The following is an 18527-nucleotide window of genomic DNA, read 5'->3' as shown; positions in this document are numbered from 1 at the left end:
GTGGATCTGGAACCGGATATGCTCCTGCTCGTCCCGCCCTGCGCCGCCGGAGCAGTGAACCCGGCCGTTGCCGTTTCGGTCGGCGTCGGAGCAGGCTCAGCGTCAGAGCAGACTCACGGGGGAGGGGGACCTGATGAAGTTCCCCGGATGGGTCGCCGGGGCGGCCAGCATTCCGGCACAGGCATCAATGAGGAAGTAGCCGACACCGGTCCAGTTGGGCTTTTCCACGCCGTCCTGTACCCGCGCCTCGTATTCCGAGCACACGCTGAGCACCATGTTGCCAAGAATCCAGGACCGGCCGTACAGGGTTGCCGGATCCATGCTTCCGGCGGACGTCTCCACCCGGCGGTTCAGCTCTTCGGTCAACGGATTGGGCACGGCCGCACCGGCCAGCACCTCCTGCATGGACGGCGTGGTCCGGATCTGCTGTACAAAGCGTGCCCGCCAGCTTGGCACAGGCAGCGATCCCAGATGCTCCACCCAGGGAAGGATCAGGCAGGCGAGTACGTCAGGCAGGCCGGCGTCCGGGTCCAACTTGGCTGCCAGTCCGGCCCGGCGCCGGTTGGTGTCCTCCGCGTGTCTGGTGATGAGGGCGCGGACGAGCTCATCCCGGCCGCCGAAGTGATAGGCGACGGCGGAATGGTTTGCCGTTCCGGCGTGTTCAGCGATCCGGCGGTTGGACACCGCATCGATGCCGTGGCGGGCAAAAAGCTCCTCAGCCGCGTCCAGAAGGGCTTCGCGTGCCTTGTCGCCGTGTTGTCCCATGTGGTGTGCCCTTTTCTCCAGCTGCCCAACAAGGGTCTTTGCCGTGGTTGCCGAGTCGATTACCAATTTTACGCCACGTGGCGTAATTTTGACGAGTTGGTCTCACCGACCGCGTAGTGACCGTCTGGTCCACACGCCTCTCGCACCATCCATCGAATCACAGCACAGGAGCACGGCCTTGACCCACACTTCCCCCACGCCTTCCCCGCCGGACACGGTGGATACGGCGGCGAGCGAGGCCCCGGAGCCGGATAGCCAGCACCTTGATGCTGCGGCGCTCAAACGCGCCAAGGCAGAGAAAATCGGGCGCTATGTTGCCATGTTCCTCATGCCGCTGCTGATGGTCTCCATGCTGGTCTGGGGCTACCTCGCGGCCATGCATGCTCCCGAACCCCACAACATGCAGGTCGCCGTCGCCGGTTCCGCCCAGCAGGCAGGCCAGTTTGCTGCCGCCCTCGAGTCCGGCAATGCCGATGCCGTTGATGTCCGGGTGGTGGATTCCGCCGACACCGCACGCCAGCTGGTGCTGGACCGCGAAGTAGCCGGCGCTGTGTCACTGGCCGACGGCGGTGCAACCGTCTATACCGCAGGTGCGGCCGGTGCTTCGCAGTCAAGCACGGTCACCGCACTGCTGGCTCCGCAGGTGCTGGCCGAGGGGCTGGCTCTCCAGACCGAGGACCTGGCGCCGCTGCCGTCCAATGACATGGCAGGCCTGGGCGCCATGTTCATGACCACCGCTCTCATGCTCGCGGGCTACATGCCGTTGAGCCTGATCCTCTCCAACTCACCGGAGCTGCTCCGCCTCCGCCGCTTCGTACCCCTCCTCGCCGGCTGGGCTGCCCTGATTGCCGCCCTGGTGTGGACCGTCGTCGGACCCGTCATGGGAGTCATCCAGGGGCATACCGCCGCCGTCCTGGGAATCTGCTGGCTTGCCGTTTTTGCGGTGGGAAGCGTCCAGCTTTTCCTCACCCGCATCCTCGGCCCCATGGCCGTCCTCGCCGGCATGCTGTTCCTGATGGTGCTCGGAGTACCCGCGTCCAACATGAGCATGTCGGTGCATACGATGCCCGGGCTCTATCCGCTGCTGCACAGCTTCCTGCCCGCTGCCGCCACCGGTGAATCGCTGCGCTCGGTGCTCTACTTTGGCGGGGACGGGGCCGGATCCCATCTGCTGGTCCTGGTTATCGGTGCAGCCGCTGCCCTGCTGCTGACACTCGGAATCGATGCCCTGCGGCGCCACCGCACGCCGGACGCTGCACCTCCGGCGGTTCAGGTGGCGTCGCTGCACGGCGGACCCCGCCCGAAGAGCCGCACCTGGCGCTACCTCACCCTTGGCTTCTTCCCACTGGCCATGGTGGCGATGATGCTCTCGATGATGCTGGGCGCCATGTACCAGCCCACCCCGCGGGACATGCCCGTCGCCGTCGTCGGCAGCACCGTTGAACAGGCGGAAGATGCCGTTGCCGGACTGGAGGAGAACCTGTCCGGACTCTTCGACCTGCGTGCCCTGGATTCCGCCGGGCAGGCACGGGAACAGGTAAGGGACCGCGAGGTTTCCGCTGCCTTCGTGCTGCCGACGGCGGAGGATCCCACAGCTGTCCTGATCACCAATCAGGCTGCGGGAATGAGTGCACAGCAGGTGGTGGACCGGGTGTTTACCCAGGTGGCGGCCGGTCAGCAGACGGAACTGGCCACTGAGGACGTCGCTCCGCTGGCTGCCGAAGACTCCATGGGCATGGCCACGATGTACCTGGCCATGGGCTGGATCATGGCCGGATTCATGATCATCGTTGTGGGTGCGACGGCCGCCCCGGCGAGCCGACCGCTGCGCAAGCTGCTGCCGGTTGTGGCCGGCTGGGCGGCGGGCTTCTCAGCCGTCCTCTGGGTGATCGTTGACGTTTTTGTCGGTGCCATCGACGGCCATTTCTGGGCGCTGTGGGCGGTGGGAGCGGTGGCGATCTTCTGCATGGCCATGTTCACGGCCGTTTTCGACCGGTTCATGGGGATGCTCGCCATCCTTCCGGTCATCGCCATCCTGATGTTCCTCGGAATCCCGGCATCCGGTGCCGCCATGTCGATTTACATGGAACCGGACCTCTTCCGCTTCCTGCACGAGGTCCTTCCGATGCCCGCGGCGGTGGAGTCCATCCGTTCCATCCTGTACTTCGGCGGCGACACGGTGGGCACCCATCTGCTCACGTTAGGCATCTGGGGTGCTGTGTCCCTGGCGGTACTGGCCATCATTGACCGGATCAAGCCGCCGCGCACGGAGGCCTGGCCGGTGGAGGCCGCACCGGCAGCGTCACCGCGTCACAGCCTGTCTGATGGCCCCAACCGGTCGGATAGCCCCAGTTCGTCTGAAGGTCACGGTCCGTCTGAAGGTCCAAGCCAGTCAGAAAGTCACGGTCAGCCCGCCCTTCACAGTTAGGGCAGGCCCAGGCGCCGTGCCACGATGTGGGGATGTCTCCCAACACCGTTCGTCCAGCCCCTGAGCGTGTCCAGTCCTCCGAAGAGCGCAGCGCACGGGTTGCGGTGACCGTCTTCCCCCTGCTGATCCTGGCGGGGGGAGCACTGGCACTGCTGATCCCGGAACCGTTTACCGGGCTGTCCCCGCTGATCAACCCGGGCCTGATGCTGATTATGTTCGGCATGGGACTGACGCTGACGCTGCCGGACTTCGCCCTGGTGATCCGGCAGCCGCTGCCGGTCCTCCTGGGTGTTGTGGCACAGTTCGTGATTATGCCGCTGCTGGGCCTGGGCATCGCCTGGGCCCTGCAGCTGCCTCCCGAGCTGGCAGCCGGCGTCATTCTGGTGGGGTGCGCCCCGGGTGGAACCGCGTCCAACGTCGTGACCTATCTGGCCAGGGGCAACGTGGCGCTGTCCGTGGCCATGACCTCGGTTTCGACCCTGCTGGCACCGATCTTTACACCGCTGCTGGCCCTCTGGCTTGCCGGCCGGTACATGGCGGTCGACACCGGAGCCATGGCCCTCTCGATTGTCCAGATCGTGCTGATTCCCGTCCTCCTGGGCCTGGTCATCCGGTATCTGGCACCCCGGCTGGTGGACCGGGTCCTGCCGGTCCTGCCCTGGGTCTCCGTTATCGCCATCACCTTCGTGGTGGTGGCCGTCGTATCGGGCAGTGCTGCCGCCATCCTCACGGCTGGCTGGCTGATTCTGCTCGCAGTCATCCTGCACAACGGACTGGGCCTGGCGCTTGGCTACGGCGCCGCGAAACTCTTCCGCCAGCCTGTCGCTGCCCGGCGCACCATGGCCATCGAGGTGGGGATGCAGAATTCCGGCCTGGCCGCCGGGCTGGCCAGGGACTACTTCACCCCTGAGGCTGCCCTGCCGGCGGCAGTCTTTTCGGTCTGGCACAACGTTTCCGGCGCCTTGATGGCGGCGTTCTGGCGGCGCCGCCCCGCCGCCTGAGCCTCCCTTGCCCCAGGCCGGCCGCAGCTAGCCGGGCCGCTTCGCCACCGGCCGGGCGCGGAGATGGGCCTTTTCACCCTGCGGGCCGAAAAGAGCCAGGAATTCCACCCCGCCGGCAGCGTCGGCTCCCATCCAATGCGGCAGCGTGGTGTCGAACTCGGCGGCCTCACCTGACTGGAGAATGAGCTCCTGTGCTCCCAGCACCAGCCGCAGCGATCCGCTGAGCACATACAACCATTCGTAGCCCTCATGGGTCCGCGGCTCCGGAGTCTCCGGCTGCTTCCGGGCCGGCAGGATGTACTTGTAGGCCCGGATGCCACCGGCCTTTTCGGTGAGCGGAATAATCGTGGCACCATGCCGCCGGATCGGACGCATATGCACCCGAGGGTCTCCGGTGGGTGGTGCGCCCACTAGTTCGTCGATGCTCACCCGGTAGGTCCTGGCGAGCGGCATCAGCAGTTCCAGGGTAGGGCGGCGGCCGCCCGACTCCAGCCGGGAAAGCGTGCTGACGGAGATCCCGGTGTGCTCGGATACGTCGGACAGTGTCAACTGCCTGTCGGTGCGGAGTGAGCGGAGCCGCGCTCCGATGCCGCTGAGGGTGTCCTGGAAGGTTTCGGCCATGAGCTGCATCTTGCCATACCGGCAAAAAAGATTGCTCCCTCTTGAGGTACACGCCAAGACTGGAACCAGGGAAGCGGTGACCAGCCGCTCGGGCAGGAGAGCGAGCAACGATGAACACTGACACAGGCACACAAGATACCCAGGCCAAGCCGGCATTGGCCGGCGAGACCTACGACGTGGTTGTGGTGGGAGGCGGGGCAGCGGGCCTGAGTGGTGCCCTGGCACTGTCCCGCGCGCGCCGTTCGGTCCTGGTGATCGACGGCGGCGATCCCCGCAACGCGCCCGCAGGTCACGTCCACAACTATCTGGGACGTGAAGGGACGCCTCCGGCCGAGCTCTACGCCATCGGCCGGAAGGAAATCGAAGGCTACGGGGCAGCCCTTGCCGAGGGGTTCGTGGCCGGCATCACGCGCGAAGACAGCGGCCTGTTTGCGGTTGAGCTGACCGGGGAAGGACTGGTCCGGGCGCGGCGGATCCTGGCCGCCACCGGCGTCACAGATGTGCTCCCGGCGATCACGGGGCTGAAGGAGCACTGGGGGACCGGAGTGCTGCATTGCCCGTACTGCCATGGCTGGGAAGTGAGAGACCAGGCGATTGGCATCCTGGCCACCGACCTTCCGACCGCGGTGCACCAGGCACTGATGTGGCGGCAGTGGAGTGCCGACGTCGTACTTTTCCTGAACACCAGCGGCGAACCGGATGCGGGCCAGGCGGAGCAGCTGGCCGCACGGGGCATCCGCGTGGTGCCCGGGGAAGTGGCAGGGGTGGAAGGGCAGGACCGGCTCACCGGTGTGCGCCTGGCCAGTGGCGAGCTCGAAGCCCGGGACGCCGTTGTGGTGTTCACCCGGCTGAGTGCGCGGGCCGGGTATCTGGCGGGCCTGGGGGTCATTCCAACAGAGCAGTTCGCTGGGGAAACTCCCATCGGCACCGCCCTCACCGTAAATCCCATGGGTGCCACGGAGGTTCCCGGGGTTTATGCCGCCGGAAACCTGGCCGCGCCGATGGCCCAGGTTATCGGTGCGGCGTCCGCCGGCCTGATGACGGGCGCCGCGATCAACGGAGACCTGATCATGGCGGACACCGCGGCAGCCGTGGCAGCGCGCGTCCAGCCGTTCTGAGACGGCACCTTGGTTGCCCAGGGTGGCCGGTGCGGGCCTGGTTGTGGAGGTGACGGCCTGGCGATCGGCCCAGCCTTCCTGCGAAGCGCGGTCGAAGCACTTACCCGGAGGAGGCCCCCGGCAGAGGTGGTGCCACGGAACGGTAGGTGTGGCCGGTGGGGGTGATCGTCCGGACGGTGTGGCGCTGGCCGGGCGCGTCGGAGGTGAGGGCCTTCCAGCCCGGGGCTTCCTTGGCGTGGTTGCAGGCCTCGCAGAGTCCCTGACCGTTCGCGTAGCTCGTTGGTCCTGCTTCAGTGTGTGAACGGATGTGGTCGATATGCCGGATCGGTGCGTCGCACCACGGTGTCCGGCAGGTTTGATCGCGGATGCGGATCAACCGGGCCAGCCCGGGCGGGAAATAGCGGGCCTTGGAATCCATTGCGGCCAGCTCTCCCGTCTCAGGCTCCAGGTACAGCCGGCGCAGGGTCACCCGGGCCTGATCGTATGTGTTGTGGGCGCTGACGTCGGGGCAGCCGTCGGGGCGTCCGCGGGGCGTTTCGCGCCGGCCGGGTGGGAGGCGATCGTCGGGACTGTGTTGGCCGTGTGGATGGTGGGCAGTGGGCGGGCACTGGCCCTGACCGCCAAGTGCGTCGGTGATGAGGGCTGTGGCCCATTGCCCGGGGACGATCCCGTACCCGGGCAAATAGGCCGGCTCATCCCGCAATGGTGTCCGCGTTGCGGTGCCGGGTGTGCAGCTGGTGGTGTCGGTGGTGTTGGTGGAGCCTGTGGTGTTGGTGGTGTCTGTGGTGCGGGGTGTTCCCGCTTTCGGCCCGACCGCCGCAGGCTCGGAAGTACTGCTCCGGAAGGTCATGCTCTCTAAACTGCTGCCGAAGAGCGTTCGGTCGGTCATGACGAGGTGGACTTCGACGGGAACCTGTGCGGCGGCGGCCTGCCCGGTGATCCGCTCCACCAGGGTGTCGGCCATGATCTGGCCCATACCGCGTTCGTCTCCGGAAGCACGCAGACTCTCTGCGGTACGGGACAAGGCCGCGAACACGGCCACGCCCTGAGCCACCGGCAGCAGCCCGGTCAGATACGCCATGGTGTCCGGAGCCGGCCTGCAGGACACATACCGGTCTGCGACCGCCTTGGCATGCCGCCGGGTCTGGGACGCCGGATCGATGGCCTGTGTCAGGGTCCGGATTCTGGCAATGAGTCTGCGGTCTCCGAGACCTTCGAGGCCTGATGGGTTCCCGCAGACGAGCGCATCTACCCTACGCCGGTCTTCCTTCTCCAAGCAGGCGGTCTCCCGGACCAGCAGGGTTGCCCGCCATTCGCTGAGGACCCCGGCGGACAGGGCAGCCAGGGTGTGCGGCATTTCGTAGGTGAGGGCTTTGCCGAGGCCGAGGTATCTGCCTCCGCGGTGGGGAGATTCCCGCCGGGCCAGCGCGATCTGTGCCCCGATCCCGCGGCCGAGCTGAGCGGCAGGAATCCCGGCACGGGCCTGTGCCTGCTGTTGGGAGGCGTCGAACGCTGCGGTGGCACGGGCCTGGGCTGCAGCGGCTGCGGACTTCAGCTCCTCCAGAGCCCGGACCAGGTCAATCAGATCACCGTCAGTCAGGTCCTCTTCAATAAGGCCAGGGTCGATCAGGCCGGCATCAGCAGCCTCTCCAGCGGCGCGGTGCTCCTGCAATCGGATGTTCCACTGGCGGACGTCGGAAACGAGGGTCTGACCTGCATGACCCACCTGAACCACACGTCGCACTCGACCCACACGTCCCACAAGTCCTGCAGGACCCGCAGATGGGTGGGGCGGTAGGCCGGGACGGTCGTCCGGTCCCGACCCTGGATCCACTGACCCTGTTTGCTTAGCGGTCAGATTGTCAGACTGGCTGCGGCTCCTCGGGCGCATCGAGATGTTCCTGTGCTTGCCAGTGGAATCGCCTGTGGTTGTGATTGTGGCTGTGGCTCGCTGAACGCTGCCGCGTGGATCCGTTCCCATTTCCAACATGGCCACAGACTAGAATCCATCCCGCTAAGCCGGGCCAGAGGTCGGTTCGAATGTGGATATCACTCGCTGTCACCGGTGGAAAGCGGAAGCTGTGGAGGAAGGAAGGAAGGGATGAAGGGAGGAAGGGAGGAAGGGAGGAAGGGAGGGAAGGGAGGAAGGGAGGAAGGGAGGAAGGGAAAGGGAATGCGGGAACAGCAACGCCGTGACCCGCCCGCCGTGGCTCCGCCCGCCCGCGAGGGCCTCGCTCGCGGTGCCTTTTACTGGGCCGGCTCCGCCGCCGCGCCTTGCCTCGCCGCGCCTTGTGCTTTCCGCGTCCGGCTTCCGCTGCCCAAGGCATCGCACCTGTTGCTCGCACGCCGCGCCCGCTCCGGCTGTCTTGCCGCCGCGCCTTGCCCCCCTGTGCCAGCGCTGTCCTGCCGCGCCGACTCGCCCGCCGTAGCTCCGCCGCTTCCGCCGGCTTCGACCACCTCGCCGTCCGCTGCGTCGGCTCCGCCGGCCACCGCCCTCTGTCGCTTCAGCCGGCCTCGCCGCCGCGCCCGCCGGCCTGGCCCTCCTCACCGTCCGTTGCGCGACTCGCCACCCGCGCCCGCCGGCCTCGCCCGCCTCATCGTCCGCCGCCGCGCCCGCCGGCCTGTTCCGCCTCATCGTCCGCTGCGCTACTCGCCGCCGCTCCCGCCGGCCTGTTCCGCCTCATCGTCCGCTGCGCTACTCGCCGCCGCTCCCGCCGGCCTGTTCCGCCTCATCGTCCGCTGCGCTACTCGCCGCCGCGCCCACCGGCCGCGCCCGCCTCATCGTCCGCTGCGCTACTCACCTGCCGTACCGGCTCCTTCCACCACCCGCGCCAGCCGCCCGCACCTGTACCCGGCCAGGGGATACCCGCTTCTTCCACCACGTGGGCGGGCAACCCGACCTAAAACCCCGAACAGGACCAGTCTTCCCTGCCGAGCCCCCGGAGACGCCTTACGGTGCTCAGGCCGCTTAGATTCGGAACGGGACGGTAACCATCAAACCTGCGGGCCGTTCACCCGTCCTTGCATGCAGATCCTCGTGACTCATGCGCAACCAACATGATGCCTCAGTACCCCCGGTTGCCCTAGACAGCCAGGAACTCCTCCAGCAGCACCACCTCGAGTCCGGCGGCAAGATGCGCCTGCCGGAAGGCGTTCAGGTCGGCGGCGAACTCGGGCCGGAAATGCATCAGCACAATGTCTCCCGGGCGCAGCGAGTTGCCCACCTGGTAATCCATCCCCCCGGCGTTGGCCTTCGCTTCCCAGGTGATCACCGCGCGCAGTCCCGCTGCTGCCACGGCCTGCTGCATCGCAGGGGAGTAGGCACCCCCGGGCGGCCGGAAGAGGGTGGGCAGCCGGCCGTAGTGCTGCTGGGCGAAATCCTGCATGCCGGTGGTTTCGGCCAGCTGCTGGGCATAGCTGAGGCCGATCATGTTGATGTTGTGGCTGACAGTGTGGTTTTCGATCAGGCTGCCCTGGGCAAGGAACTGGTTGAAATAGGCGGGATCCTCCTGCACGAATGCTTGCGAGAGGAAGATCGAGGCCTGATATCCGTACTCGGCCATCAGGGCCACCATCTCCGGAGTCCGGTGGGCGCCGTCGTCGATAGTCAGGAACACCACCGGATGGCTGGTGGGAATACGGGTGATGACCGGGGCCAGACCGTTCGCGACCGGCGGGAGCACGTAATCAGGTACAAATACCGGCCGGGCAGGAGCCGAAGGTGCCGGCTCCGGGAGAGTTTCAGGAGCAGACGCCGACGGAAGCCCGGTTGCCTGCACCCGCGGTGACTTGGTGCCCGGCAGCGAACCTGAGCCCGGGGGCGAGGTGTGGGCGGGCTCTGCTGCGCCGCGGGCACAAGCCGCTATCCCCAGCACCGCAGCCGCACCGAGCGCTGCCAGGGCAGTCCGCCGGCTGGCGGAGGAACCGGGGGTGGGAGTCACTTCAGGCATGGGCACTCCTACACGGTAGGGAATCATCCGGGTTTCCGCACGGGCTGGTCCGGTGTTTAATCCGCTCTGGCGGGAAAGATCGTCCCGGCGCAGGTGTCATCTATCCTGATGCGGCGGACCTGCCCGCCCGGAGAGGGGGAAATAATGATCAGCAGTGCTGGAATCCTGTTCTACCGGTTTGCTCCGGACGGGGAACGCCAGGTGTGGATCGCACACATGGGCGGGCCGTTCTGGGCCGGGAAGGATGAGCACGCGTGGTCCATTCCCAAGGGCGAGTACGCTCCGGGAGAGGATCCGTATGCGGCCGCCCTGCGGGAGTTCGAAGAGGAAATGGGGAGCCCGCCCCCGGCAGCTGATTACCGGCTGCTCGGCCACTTCCGTCAATCCTCCCGGAAAACCATCACTGTGTATTGCGCCGAGGCGGAGTTCCAGCCGGAACGGATCGTGAGCAACACCTTCGCGCTGGAATGGCCGCCGCGCTCTGGCCGGTTTCAGGAGGTTCCGGAGATTGACGACGCCGGCTGGTTCAGTGAGTCCGCTGCGCGCACCAAGCTGGTTAAGGGGCAGGTGCAGGTGCTCGATGCCCTGGAGCAGCTGCTGCACGGCTAAACCCTAGAACGGATCGACCTCCGCAGGGACCCCAAGGAACCGGCCGTACTCCTTCGCAGCCCGCCGAATGCCGGGGAGGGCCCGCTGCGGAATCGGGGCAAACGGACGGACCGTGAGGACGGTTTTCTTCGCCGAGGACTTCCGGGACCACAGGCCGGCAATGCGGCCGTCGAGCACCAGGGTGGGTTTGAAGATGCCGTTGCCGCCCGGGACGGTCAGCTGGGCATGTTCCGCGGCCAGGGCTGCGCTGCGGTCCGTGTAGCCGAGCAGATATTCGTCGAAGCCGGGCAGCAGGGCCACGGACCGGGTCCGGGCAGCGGGACCGGCGGCGTCAGCTGCGCCGCCGCTCAGCCGCCAGTGCGGAGTGCCGTTGTATTCCACTTCTTCCAGATCAGCGGCCGTCTCGGCCAGCCCGGCACGGACGTCAGCCAGGGGCAGCTTGGCCCACCAGGCGATGTCTGCGGTGGTGGCCGGGGCGCGGCCGGCAAGGTAGCGGCGCACCAGTTCGGCCAGGGACGCCGTCCGGTCCAGCCGCCGCGGCCGAGGAACCCATTCATCGAGCAGCACGAACAGCTGCTCCGAGCCCTGCATCGGGCCCAGGACCGTGGTGCCGGTGACGGAGAGGTGCCACAACAGGTGGTAACCGCGCTGCCCGGTGGTCCGAATAACGGCCGTTTCGAAGAGCTCCAGCAGTTCCCGGCGGCTGAGCCGTCCCCCGCCGGTGAGTGCGCCAACAGCAACCGCTGTGGCTTTCTCCAGGGTTTCGGCATCGAGCTCGAGTTCTTCCCGGCGCCGGACCGCGGAGCGCAGGATCCGCTCGGACGTCAGGGCCAGGGTCCAGTGCACGTCCTCGCCGCGCAGCACGTGCAATGTGCCGCGGAAGGGCCAGCTCCTCACCAGTGTGCCGTCGTCGAACGCCGCCGAGACCTCTGCCAATGTGCGTCCGGACCGCAGCCCGAGGGACCACAACGCTCCCGGCAGGTCCTGCCCCTGCAGGGCGAAAAGCCGGTCCACTGTCCCCGGTGTGCCGCCGGCGATAGACACTGACGTGGTCAGGCCATGGCTTCTCAGCCGCCGCGCCAGCAGCTCAGTGCGTCGAACCCTGTCCATGCCCGTGACCCCCGCCCGCCCGGAAAGCCGGATGTTCCGGGGCAGGGTCAGTCTAGGACAGGGAAACCGCCCTGTCCGCTAGACGGCAGGCCGCGGCGTGAGTTCCAGCATGTGTGCCTCCACATGGTCCAGGGCCAGCCGCACGGCACCGGTGGGGACCAGCATTTCGCCCAGTCCTGAAACGGCAATGCGCGGCGGGTCCGGCACATACCGGGCAAGTTCCTCGGTGATGACCGGCAGCAGGGCGGTGGCGGAGGCGGCAACAGCGCCACCCAGCACGATCAGGCGCGGGTCAAAGAAGGTGGAGACCAGTGCCAGGACACGGGCCATGCGCCGGGCGATCCGGTCCAGGATCCCGGCGGCCACAGCATCACCGGCAGCTGCGGCCTCAAAGACATAGCGGGCAGAGGCGCGGTCGGTTTCGGGCCCAACGAGCTCCCGGATCAGACCGTTGTGGCCGGCCTCCAACGCCGCGCTGCCCCACAGGCGGGCCAGCTTGGCAATGCCGTCCTGGTTTCCGACGCCGTCCACCAGTTCCAGCCCGCCCATCGCTCCGGCCCTTCCGCGGGCGCCGTGCAGCAGGCGGCCCGCTTCGATCACGCCCGTGCCCAGCCGTTCGCCCGCCAGGATCACGGCGAGGTCGGATTCGTTCGTTCCCGCACCGCGCCACCGTTCGGCCAGCGCTGCAAGCTTCGCATCGTTCTCCACGAGCACCGGCCAGCCGGCCTCCCCGAAGTCCTTCGCCAGTCCAAGGTCGAACATCGGAGCAAGCTCCTCGCCGGGCGCGATGGTGCCCTGGGCGGTGACCTGTGCGGCGATGCCCATCGCGGCACAAAGCACGGACGACGGCGCGATCCCGGCATCAGCCATGGCCTGCGCCGCGGCTGCCAGGACGGCTGACCGCCGTTCTTCCGGAGCGCCGCCGTGCCGGGGGAACCGGACCTCCGTCCGCCCCACCACTGTGCCGGCCAGGTCGGCGGCCAGCACGCGGACGGTGGCCAGGCCGACGTCGAGCCCCAGGACATAACCGGCTCCCGCATTGAACTCGAACCGCCGGGCCGGACGCCCTTTCTGCCCGCCGGTGCGGGGAGATTCGCGCTCAAGCGCCCAGCCCCTGGCGATCAGGTCGTCGCAGACGGCGATCACCGTGGCGCGGGTGAGGCCGGTGGCTTCAATCAGGTCGGAACCGGTGGCGGAGGGGACAGAGCGCAGCACGTCCAGGACGGTCCGCAGGTTGGTGCGGCGCAGAAGCTGCGGGGTACTGGCGGAGGTGTCCATGAGGCGGCCCTTTTGACGAGTGGCGTTCGTAACAGCATAATTGTACTAGGACATATATTTAGTGCCTAAATCTAATCTTTGGATACATAGCTGGAAAACTCGAGTGCCTGAGGAGGCCCAAGTGACGATCCGCGTCGGCATCAATGGTTTTGGCCGTATTGGCCGCAATTTCCTCCGCGCCGCCCTGCAGAACGGAAGCGGCTTCGACGTCGTGGCCGTTAATGACCTGGGCGACCCCAAGCAGCTGGCCCACCTGCTGAAGTACGATTCCGTGGCCGGCCGCCTGTCCCAGTCCGTCTCGGTTGAAGACGGCAACCTGCTGGTGGGGGAGAAGACCATCAAGGTCCTCGCCGAGCGTGATCCCGCCAACCTGCCCTGGGGTGAGCTGGGCGTTGACATCGTGATCGAGTCCACCGGATTCTTCACCAAGGCCGACGACGCCAAGAAGCACATCGCCGCCGGTGCCCGGAAGGTGCTCATTTCCGCACCGGCCAAGGGCGAGGACTTCACCGTGGTGATGGGCGTCAATGACGGTGACTACGACGCCGAGCAGCACAACATCATCTCCAATGCCTCCTGCACCACCAACTGCCTGGCACCCATGGCGGATGTCCTGAACAAGGAATTCGGGATCGAAAAGGGTCTGATGACCACGATCCACGCCTACACCGCGGACCAGAACCTGCAGGACGGCCCGCACAGCGACCTGCGCCGTGCCCGCGCCGCTGCGCTGAACGTGGTGCCGACGTCGACCGGCGCTGCCAAGGCCATTGGCCTGGTGCTGCCGGAGCTGAAGGGCAAGCTGGACGGTTACGCAATGCGCGTTCCGGTCCCCACCGGTTCCGCCACCGACCTGACCGTCACCGTGAACAAGGAGACGACGGCGGAAGAAGTCAACGCCGCGTTCCGCGCCGCTGCTGCATCCGAGCAGTGGTCCGGCATCCTCACCTACACCGAAGACCCGATTGTCTCCTCTGACATCGTGGGCGATCCGGCCTCCTGCATCCTGGACTCCGGCCTGACCAAGGTCATGGGAAACCAGGTCAAGATCGTCGGCTGGTACGACAACGAGTGGGGCTACTCCAACCGCCTGGTGGACCTCACCAGCCTGGTCGCTTCCAAGCTGAGCTAAGCAGCCGGACCTGACGATGGCCCCGCCCGGACCCAACGGTCCGGGCGGGGCCATCCGTTTGTCAGGGCAGCCCGGTTTGTCAGGGCAGCCCGGCCGCAGCGCTGGCTTCCGGCGCGGGTCCGGTGCCGGCATCCGATTCCCCGGAGGTGAAGTACTCCGCGATGCCGGCGGATTCCTCCAGGACCGTTTCCGCAGAAACCAGGTCCGTTGCCTGTTCGGTGAGCAGAGCAGTCCAGGCGTCGAGGATCTCCTGCGCCCGGCCCGACTCGTAAAGCTCCGTTCGAAGGTCCGTTAGGGCCTGGTCATATGCGGCCTCGAATTCCGCATCCGCATGGAATCTTGTGGTGAGTGGATTATCCGCCGATCCGGGCATCCCGGCACCCTTCTGTTCCGTCCCGTCGGCCGGGAGCTGTGCTCCGGCAGGCGGCGCAGTGCCGTAGAGAGTGCCGTCGGGAAGGCCGTCGGGACGCCCGTCAGGAACGCCGTCGGGCAGGCCTTCGGGAGGTTCCATCCCCTCGGGCGGTTCCATTCCCTCCGGGAGACCCTCCGGCGGCTGGCTCCCGCCCATGCCGCCCATGCCGCCGAAGGCCAGGTTCAGATCCCAGGTGACGACGGTCATGCGGCCGGTCCCTGAGTCATAGCGCAAGTAGGAGTTGTTGCCCGGGCCGTCAATGCCGTCCATGTTCCCCAGCAGTTCCTGGGCGGCCAGGTAGCGGGCAAAGGCATCGACATCAAGGTGGTCAGCCAGGTGGGCGTTGAAGTCCTCGTCGGTGGAGTTGTTGATGAAGTCCAGGAACTCGATCACCGGCTGCAGATCTTCAGTACCGCCGGCCTTTTGCTCAAAGACATCTGTGTAGGATTCCGTATCCTCTCCGCGGTAGGTGTAGTCCCCGGTGCTTTCAGCCTTGTACGTGCTGCCCCCGGTGCCGAAGGTGTCCTCATTCCACAAGTCGTCGTCGGGGGACTCGATGACCAGGCGCAGCTGCTGGGCGCTGCCGTTGACACTGAAGCGGGTGGCGGACGCTTCGAGCGTCGCGAGGTCAGCGGCGCCGATCAGTTCCAAGGCCAGTGCCTCGTTGAGGGAACTCTCGCTGTTGTTGCCCCGGACCACCAGATCTGTCCGGCCCTGGTAGTCCTGCCCGTCAATGTACTTGTCGGTGCGGATGAGCCAGGGAAGGGTTTCGGGCTGCTCGGAGGTGCCGCCGCCGTCTCCGCCCTGGCCGGAGAGGCCATTCAGGCTGGAGTTGCCTTTCAGCCGCAGTCCAACGTCTTTCAATACGGTGCCGTCGATGGTGACGGTCGCTGAGATCCAGTCCTTGTCACCGGAGGCGCTGTAGGCAGCCAGCATCGCCTGGTAGTCCTCGTCGCTGAACTCGACACTGATTCCGTGGACGAGGGAATCGTCGAAGAAGGAGATTGCCGAATCCTCCGGGGGAAGCGATCCTTCGCTGGTAACGGTGCCGCAGCCGCCGACACCCAGTGCCAGTGAGAGGGCAGCGGCGGTCAGGGCTGAACGTGGCCAGTGCGGGCCGGAGAAGGCCCGGGTGGATGCTTTTTTAGGGGGAATCACGGGGGAAGCTCCTTCTGCGTGCCGAAAGGGGGGCTGCGCTGATGGGTTCACTGTGCGTCCTCCGGACGCAGGGCGAATCCGGCGGCGAGTGTGCGGTGCCAGCGGTTGGACGGCAGGTCCGGACACAGCGCGGCAAGCCCGGTCGCAAACTTGGAAATGCGGCACGGGCGGACGCCGTGGGCCCAGAGGTGCCGATCGAGGGCTCCCGCAGTGGAACCGGACTTGGTTTCCACCACCACCTTGCGGTCCAGGGTCCAGCCATGGTTCCCCGGGATCCGCCAGGTAACGTCCGAATCGATCGTTGCGCGGCTGCCGGAGCCGGGCAGAAAAAGAGTCGTGCGGGCATATCCGGTTTCCAGCACCGGGCCCAGCAACCTGAGAGCAGGCAGTGTCCCGAAAGCGCCCAGGGTTTCGGCGATGTAGTCCAGGCCCGCGAGGGTGAGCCGGCTTCGGTCCGCCGGGCCATAGGGAATACGGTCCTTCACGGTTGCTGAGCGGGCCCCTTCGGTCTTGACCTCCAGGAAGCTCAGAGCGCTTTCCAAGTAGGTGCGGGTACGGATTTTGTATCTCCGGCGGCGTCCGTGCGCGGCCAGCAGATAGCTCTCCCGGGCGGGGGTGTCGAAGTAGACAGAGTCATAGGTGAAGGACCGCAGGCCGGCCATTTCCAGGACCATCGCACGGGCCGGCAGAGAGGCGAGAACCGTGTCCGCCAAAGCGGAGTCCACGAGGTACTTGCGGTCCACACGGGTTTGGAGGGCAGCGGAAGTATTCAGCGCGTCGAGACCGATTGCCGGCAGCGCGTCAGCGAAAGTCAGCTTCTTATCCGGGCGGTGGAACGTTCCGGTGCTCATACGGTGCGGGTGGGGAAGGCCGGATCCTGGGCCGGATAAGCGGCTGCTTCGGCTGGCAGCGGCCTCGGCAGCCCGGTACACGGCTGGCTTGAGTAGCGGACGTTGACGATCGTTTTGTCATTGACCAGGTCCAGTTCAAGCACGGTGGCGGAGTGCACCTCGCCGCCCAAAACCTCCTGCAGCCGCCGGTACAGCTCGTCTTCGCGGCTGACGGCCTGGTCCAGGACAACCCGCTGGTGCCGGTAGGCGGGAAGCACCCGCGGATGGTCGCCCACGAACATAACTCCCAGGATCAGGACGATGAGGGCCGGTGCAAGCCAGGCCGGGGTGCTGCCGATGCCGGAGATGAGTCCGATCGCCAGCGCGGAGAAATAGTAGGCAACCTCGTGCTGCTCAAGCTCGGTGGAGCGCAGCCGGATGATGGAAAGCACTCCGAACAGTCCGAGGCCCAGCCCCGCGGTGGCAGCCGAACCGCTGAGCACGGACGCCACCGCGAAGACTCCCACATTGATGCCCAGGTAGGAGACAGCGAGGTCCCTGCGGCGGTGCCGCCGCAGGTACAGGCCGAAAGTCAGCAGGAAAATTGCGGCAAGATCTGCCGCTGCCATGGTCAAGATATTCATGCGGTGTTCTCCGAAAATTCATGGTGGGGGAGAACCCATGCTTGCAAACCATGCTGTGCTGGGGCTTTGCCGAGGTTAGCCGCAGGTTGTTGTGAGCCGCGGAACAGGACCATTACCTGGCCTGTTGGCGTACCCTCCGCCGGGCCCGCCTGCGGTGGGCATAAATCCTGGCCCGGTCGCTGGACAGGGCCAGGAGGATCAGGACGTCCAGGGCGTACGCCGGGCGCTCACCCTGCAGGGTGCCGGGACCGCCGGTGACGAACGACAGCCCCTGCAGCAGGATCGATGCCGTGCTGAAAGCCATCGCGGTCAGCCTGGCCCCGTTGCTTCCGCGCAGGATCAGCACGGCGAGGGCCGCTTCAACACACGCAAAGAGCACCAGCCCTGTGCCGATGGGTACGTAGGCCTGTGTTGCGTCCAGCACCTGCTGGTCCTGGCCCATCAGATCGCCGATCCAGGTGCCTTCCGTTGAGCCGCTCAGGAGCACACCGGAGACGGCCAGTGCCGCGATCATCCGGAGCAGCACCAGGGCGGAGCCGACGACGGTGGGTGCGGGCAGCCGGTCGCGGCTGTCCGGCGGAACCACCGCGGGCTCGGCTGGCATCGGCAGTGCGGTCAGGTCCACGATGGGCAGGTCGCCGTCGGTCTGGATCGAATCTCCGCCGCCGTTCCGGGAGTGGTACCCGGTGGAGTAGTCCTTGATAACGTGCACTACCGCCGCCGGTGACGCCTGGGTGACGGTGTCGAGGACGTGGTCCCGTTCCTGATCCACGTTGGGGCTGATCCGGTGGGTGACCTGAAGCGTGAAGTAGGAAAGTCCGACGGCGCGGTCGTACGAGGCGGCAGCGAGCCAGTCCACGGCGATGCCGCCGGGCAGCATCCACCCCTGCGGGCACTTCCAGAAGCGGATGTGGTGCCGCCGGCCCGGGGTCCCGTCCACCTCCTGCTGATAGGCGAAGTCCTCCTGCCGGTCGAACAGCAGCAGCGGGCTGACAGGCGCCGCGTCGTAGCTCCGGCGCAGGACAGTGGAGGTGATGATGCGCCAGCTGCTGGCCAGGTTGACCGGATCCGCCTCGGTCCAGCCGGCCCGCACCATGGCCCCGCGCAGCTGGTCCGCTTCGCCCAGGAAAGCCAGATTCACCGGGTCGCCGAAGAGGCCGTCGCTGGTCCGGGTGCGCCCCATGAAGTAGTTGGGCACATAGATCCGGGTCAGGATCCGGTGCAGGCGGGGCAGCACCAGGTACGCGAGGGCCGCCCAGAAGACGATCAGGAACCAGATGCGCTGCCAGCTCAGGCTTTCGTCGAGGAGCAGGAAGGCGAACCACACAGCCGCGATCCCACCGAAAACGAAAAACGCCCAGTCCAGGACGGTGGCCGAAACGGGCGGGTCGGCGTCGTCGTCCGCGGGTGATGGACCGCTCTGCGTCATAGGCACACACTCACCGTCCGCCGGGAGGTGAGTCAACCCCGG

The 18527-nt window shown here is 66.8% G+C and carries 15 protein-coding genes; 5 read left to right on the top strand and 10 right to left on the bottom strand.

The genetic code is table 11. The annotated features are described in order from the left end of the window. Positions 1 to 102 precede the first annotated feature (102 nt). A complete protein-coding gene (locus AL3_RS06550; protein ID WP_066298242.1) occupies positions 103 to 765 on the bottom strand; it encodes a TetR/AcrR family transcriptional regulator in 663 nt (220 codons plus the stop codon). Between the two features lie 178 nt (positions 766 to 943). Between AL3_RS06550 and AL3_RS06545 the strand changes: the two genes are divergently transcribed. Together AL3_RS06545 and AL3_RS06540 are read left to right on the top strand one after the other, a co-directional pair. Beyond that, positions 944 to 3193: an ABC transporter permease gene (locus tag AL3_RS06545; protein ID WP_174522119.1), complete on the top strand. Its 2250-nt coding sequence runs from the start codon at positions 944 to 946 to the stop codon at positions 3191 to 3193. Between the two features lie 32 nt (positions 3194 to 3225). Continuing rightward, positions 3226 to 4194 (top strand): bile acid:sodium symporter family protein, encoded by a 969-nt coding sequence (locus AL3_RS06540; protein WP_066298240.1) that lies wholly within the window; start codon positions 3226 to 3228, stop codon positions 4192 to 4194. A 27-nt stretch (positions 4195 to 4221) separates the two neighbouring features. Here AL3_RS06540 and AL3_RS06535 read toward each other — a convergent pair whose 3' ends face one another. Beyond that, positions 4222 to 4815, bottom strand: a complete 594-nt coding sequence (locus AL3_RS06535) for a helix-turn-helix domain-containing protein (RefSeq protein WP_066298502.1) — start codon at positions 4813 to 4815, stop codon at positions 4222 to 4224. 110 nt (positions 4816 to 4925) lie between these two features. On the opposite strand from AL3_RS06535, the gene AL3_RS06530 reads away from it, so the two are divergent. After that, positions 4926 to 5933 (top strand): NAD(P)/FAD-dependent oxidoreductase, encoded by a 1008-nt coding sequence (locus tag AL3_RS06530; RefSeq protein WP_066298238.1) that lies wholly within the window; start codon positions 4926 to 4928, stop codon positions 5931 to 5933. 100 nt (positions 5934 to 6033) lie between these two features. Here AL3_RS06530 and AL3_RS18895 read toward each other — a convergent pair whose 3' ends face one another. Continuing rightward, positions 6034 to 7605: an HNH endonuclease gene (locus AL3_RS18895; RefSeq protein ID WP_246168540.1), complete on the bottom strand. Its 1572-nt coding sequence runs from the start codon at positions 7603 to 7605 to the stop codon at positions 6034 to 6036. Positions 7606 to 9016: 1411 nt separating this feature from the next. Further along, positions 9017 to 9883 (bottom strand): polysaccharide deacetylase family protein, encoded by an 867-nt coding sequence (locus AL3_RS06520; protein ID WP_246168541.1) that lies wholly within the window; start codon positions 9881 to 9883, stop codon positions 9017 to 9019. Positions 9884 to 10024: 141 nt separating this feature from the next. Between AL3_RS06520 and AL3_RS06515 the strand changes: the two genes are divergently transcribed. After that, entirely contained in the window at positions 10025 to 10492 is a 468-nt protein-coding gene (locus tag AL3_RS06515; RefSeq protein WP_066298495.1) for an NUDIX hydrolase, read from the top strand. Positions 10493 to 10495: 3 nt separating this feature from the next. Here AL3_RS06515 and AL3_RS06510 read toward each other — a convergent pair whose 3' ends face one another. Both AL3_RS06510 and AL3_RS06505 read right to left on the bottom strand, forming a co-directional pair. After that, the gene (locus AL3_RS06510; RefSeq protein ID WP_083521503.1) at positions 10496 to 11602 is read right to left on the bottom strand and encodes a winged helix DNA-binding domain-containing protein; all 1107 of its coding nucleotides are present in this window, start codon (positions 11600 to 11602) and stop codon (positions 10496 to 10498) included. Positions 11603 to 11680: 78 nt separating this feature from the next. Then, positions 11681 to 12880, bottom strand: coding sequence for an ROK family transcriptional regulator (locus AL3_RS06505; RefSeq protein WP_066298232.1), 1200 nt, complete (start codon positions 12878 to 12880; stop codon positions 11681 to 11683). A 121-nt stretch (positions 12881 to 13001) separates the two neighbouring features. Here AL3_RS06505 and gap point away from each other — a divergent pair, with 121 nt between their 5' ends. Then, complete coding sequence (gap, locus tag AL3_RS06500) at positions 13002 to 14012, top strand: type I glyceraldehyde-3-phosphate dehydrogenase (RefSeq protein ID WP_066298230.1); 1011 nt, start codon at positions 13002 to 13004, stop codon at positions 14010 to 14012. A gap of 79 nt (positions 14013 to 14091) precedes the next feature. Here the strand turns inward: gap and AL3_RS06495 are convergent, their stop codons facing one another. The 4 genes from AL3_RS06495 to AL3_RS06480 form a co-directional block, all read right to left on the bottom strand. Continuing rightward, positions 14092 to 15582 carry a CotH kinase family protein gene (locus tag AL3_RS06495; RefSeq protein WP_066298227.1) on the bottom strand — a complete coding sequence of 497 codons (1491 nt, stop codon included), beginning with the start codon at positions 15580 to 15582 and terminating at the stop codon, positions 14092 to 14094. A gap of 47 nt (positions 15583 to 15629) precedes the next feature. After that, a complete protein-coding gene (locus AL3_RS06490; RefSeq protein ID WP_066298223.1) occupies positions 15630 to 16433 on the bottom strand; it encodes a polyphosphate polymerase domain-containing protein in 804 nt (267 codons plus the stop codon). After that, positions 16430 to 17056: a DUF4956 domain-containing protein gene (locus tag AL3_RS06485; protein WP_066298219.1), complete on the bottom strand. Its 627-nt coding sequence runs from the start codon at positions 17054 to 17056 to the stop codon at positions 16430 to 16432. The genes AL3_RS06490 and AL3_RS06485 overlap by 4 nt, the downstream gene beginning before the upstream one ends. A gap of 112 nt (positions 17057 to 17168) precedes the next feature. Beyond that, the gene (locus tag AL3_RS06480; protein WP_066298218.1) at positions 17169 to 18485 is read right to left on the bottom strand and encodes an LssY C-terminal domain-containing protein; all 1317 of its coding nucleotides are present in this window, start codon (positions 18483 to 18485) and stop codon (positions 17169 to 17171) included. Positions 18486 to 18527: the final 42 nt, after the last annotated feature.

It is taken from the genome of Arthrobacter luteolus NBRC 107841 (assembly GCF_001552075.1).
GTDB classification, from domain to species: domain Bacteria; phylum Actinomycetota; class Actinomycetes; order Actinomycetales; family Micrococcaceae; genus Arthrobacter_B; species Arthrobacter_B luteolus.
Note: the sequence above shows the minus strand (reverse complement) of the source record. Positions and strands in the feature narration are given on the sequence as shown.

What these genes read in the sequence shown, in the direction of transcription:
- AL3_RS06550 (WP_066298242.1), bottom strand. Translation starts at nt 765, where the DNA reads ATGGGACAACACGGCGACAAGGCACGCGAAGCCCTTCTGGACGCGGCT.
- AL3_RS06540 (WP_066298240.1), top strand. Translation starts at nt 3,226, where the DNA reads ATGTCTCCCAACACCGTTCGTCCAGCCCCTGAGCGTGTCCAGTCCTCC.
- AL3_RS06535 (WP_066298502.1), bottom strand. Translation starts at nt 4,815, where the DNA reads ATGGCCGAAACCTTCCAGGACACCCTCAGCGGCATCGGAGCGCGGCTC.
- AL3_RS06530 (WP_066298238.1), top strand. Translation starts at nt 4,926, where the DNA reads ATGAACACTGACACAGGCACACAAGATACCCAGGCCAAGCCGGCATTG.
- AL3_RS06520 (WP_246168541.1), bottom strand. Translation starts at nt 9,883, where the DNA reads ATGCCTGAAGTGACTCCCACCCCCGGTTCCTCCGCCAGCCGGCGGACT.
- AL3_RS06510 (WP_083521503.1), bottom strand. Translation starts at nt 11,602, where the DNA reads ATGGACAGGGTTCGACGCACTGAGCTGCTGGCGCGGCGGCTGAGAAGC.
- AL3_RS06505 (WP_066298232.1), bottom strand. Translation starts at nt 12,880, where the DNA reads ATGGACACCTCCGCCAGTACCCCGCAGCTTCTGCGCCGCACCAACCTG.
- AL3_RS06490 (WP_066298223.1), bottom strand. Translation starts at nt 16,433, where the DNA reads ATGAGCACCGGAACGTTCCACCGCCCGGATAAGAAGCTGACTTTCGCT.
- AL3_RS06485 (WP_066298219.1), bottom strand. Translation starts at nt 17,056, where the DNA reads ATGAATATCTTGACCATGGCAGCGGCAGATCTTGCCGCAATTTTCCTG.
- AL3_RS06480 (WP_066298218.1), bottom strand. Translation starts at nt 18,485, where the DNA reads ATGACGCAGAGCGGTCCATCACCCGCGGACGACGACGCCGACCCGCCC.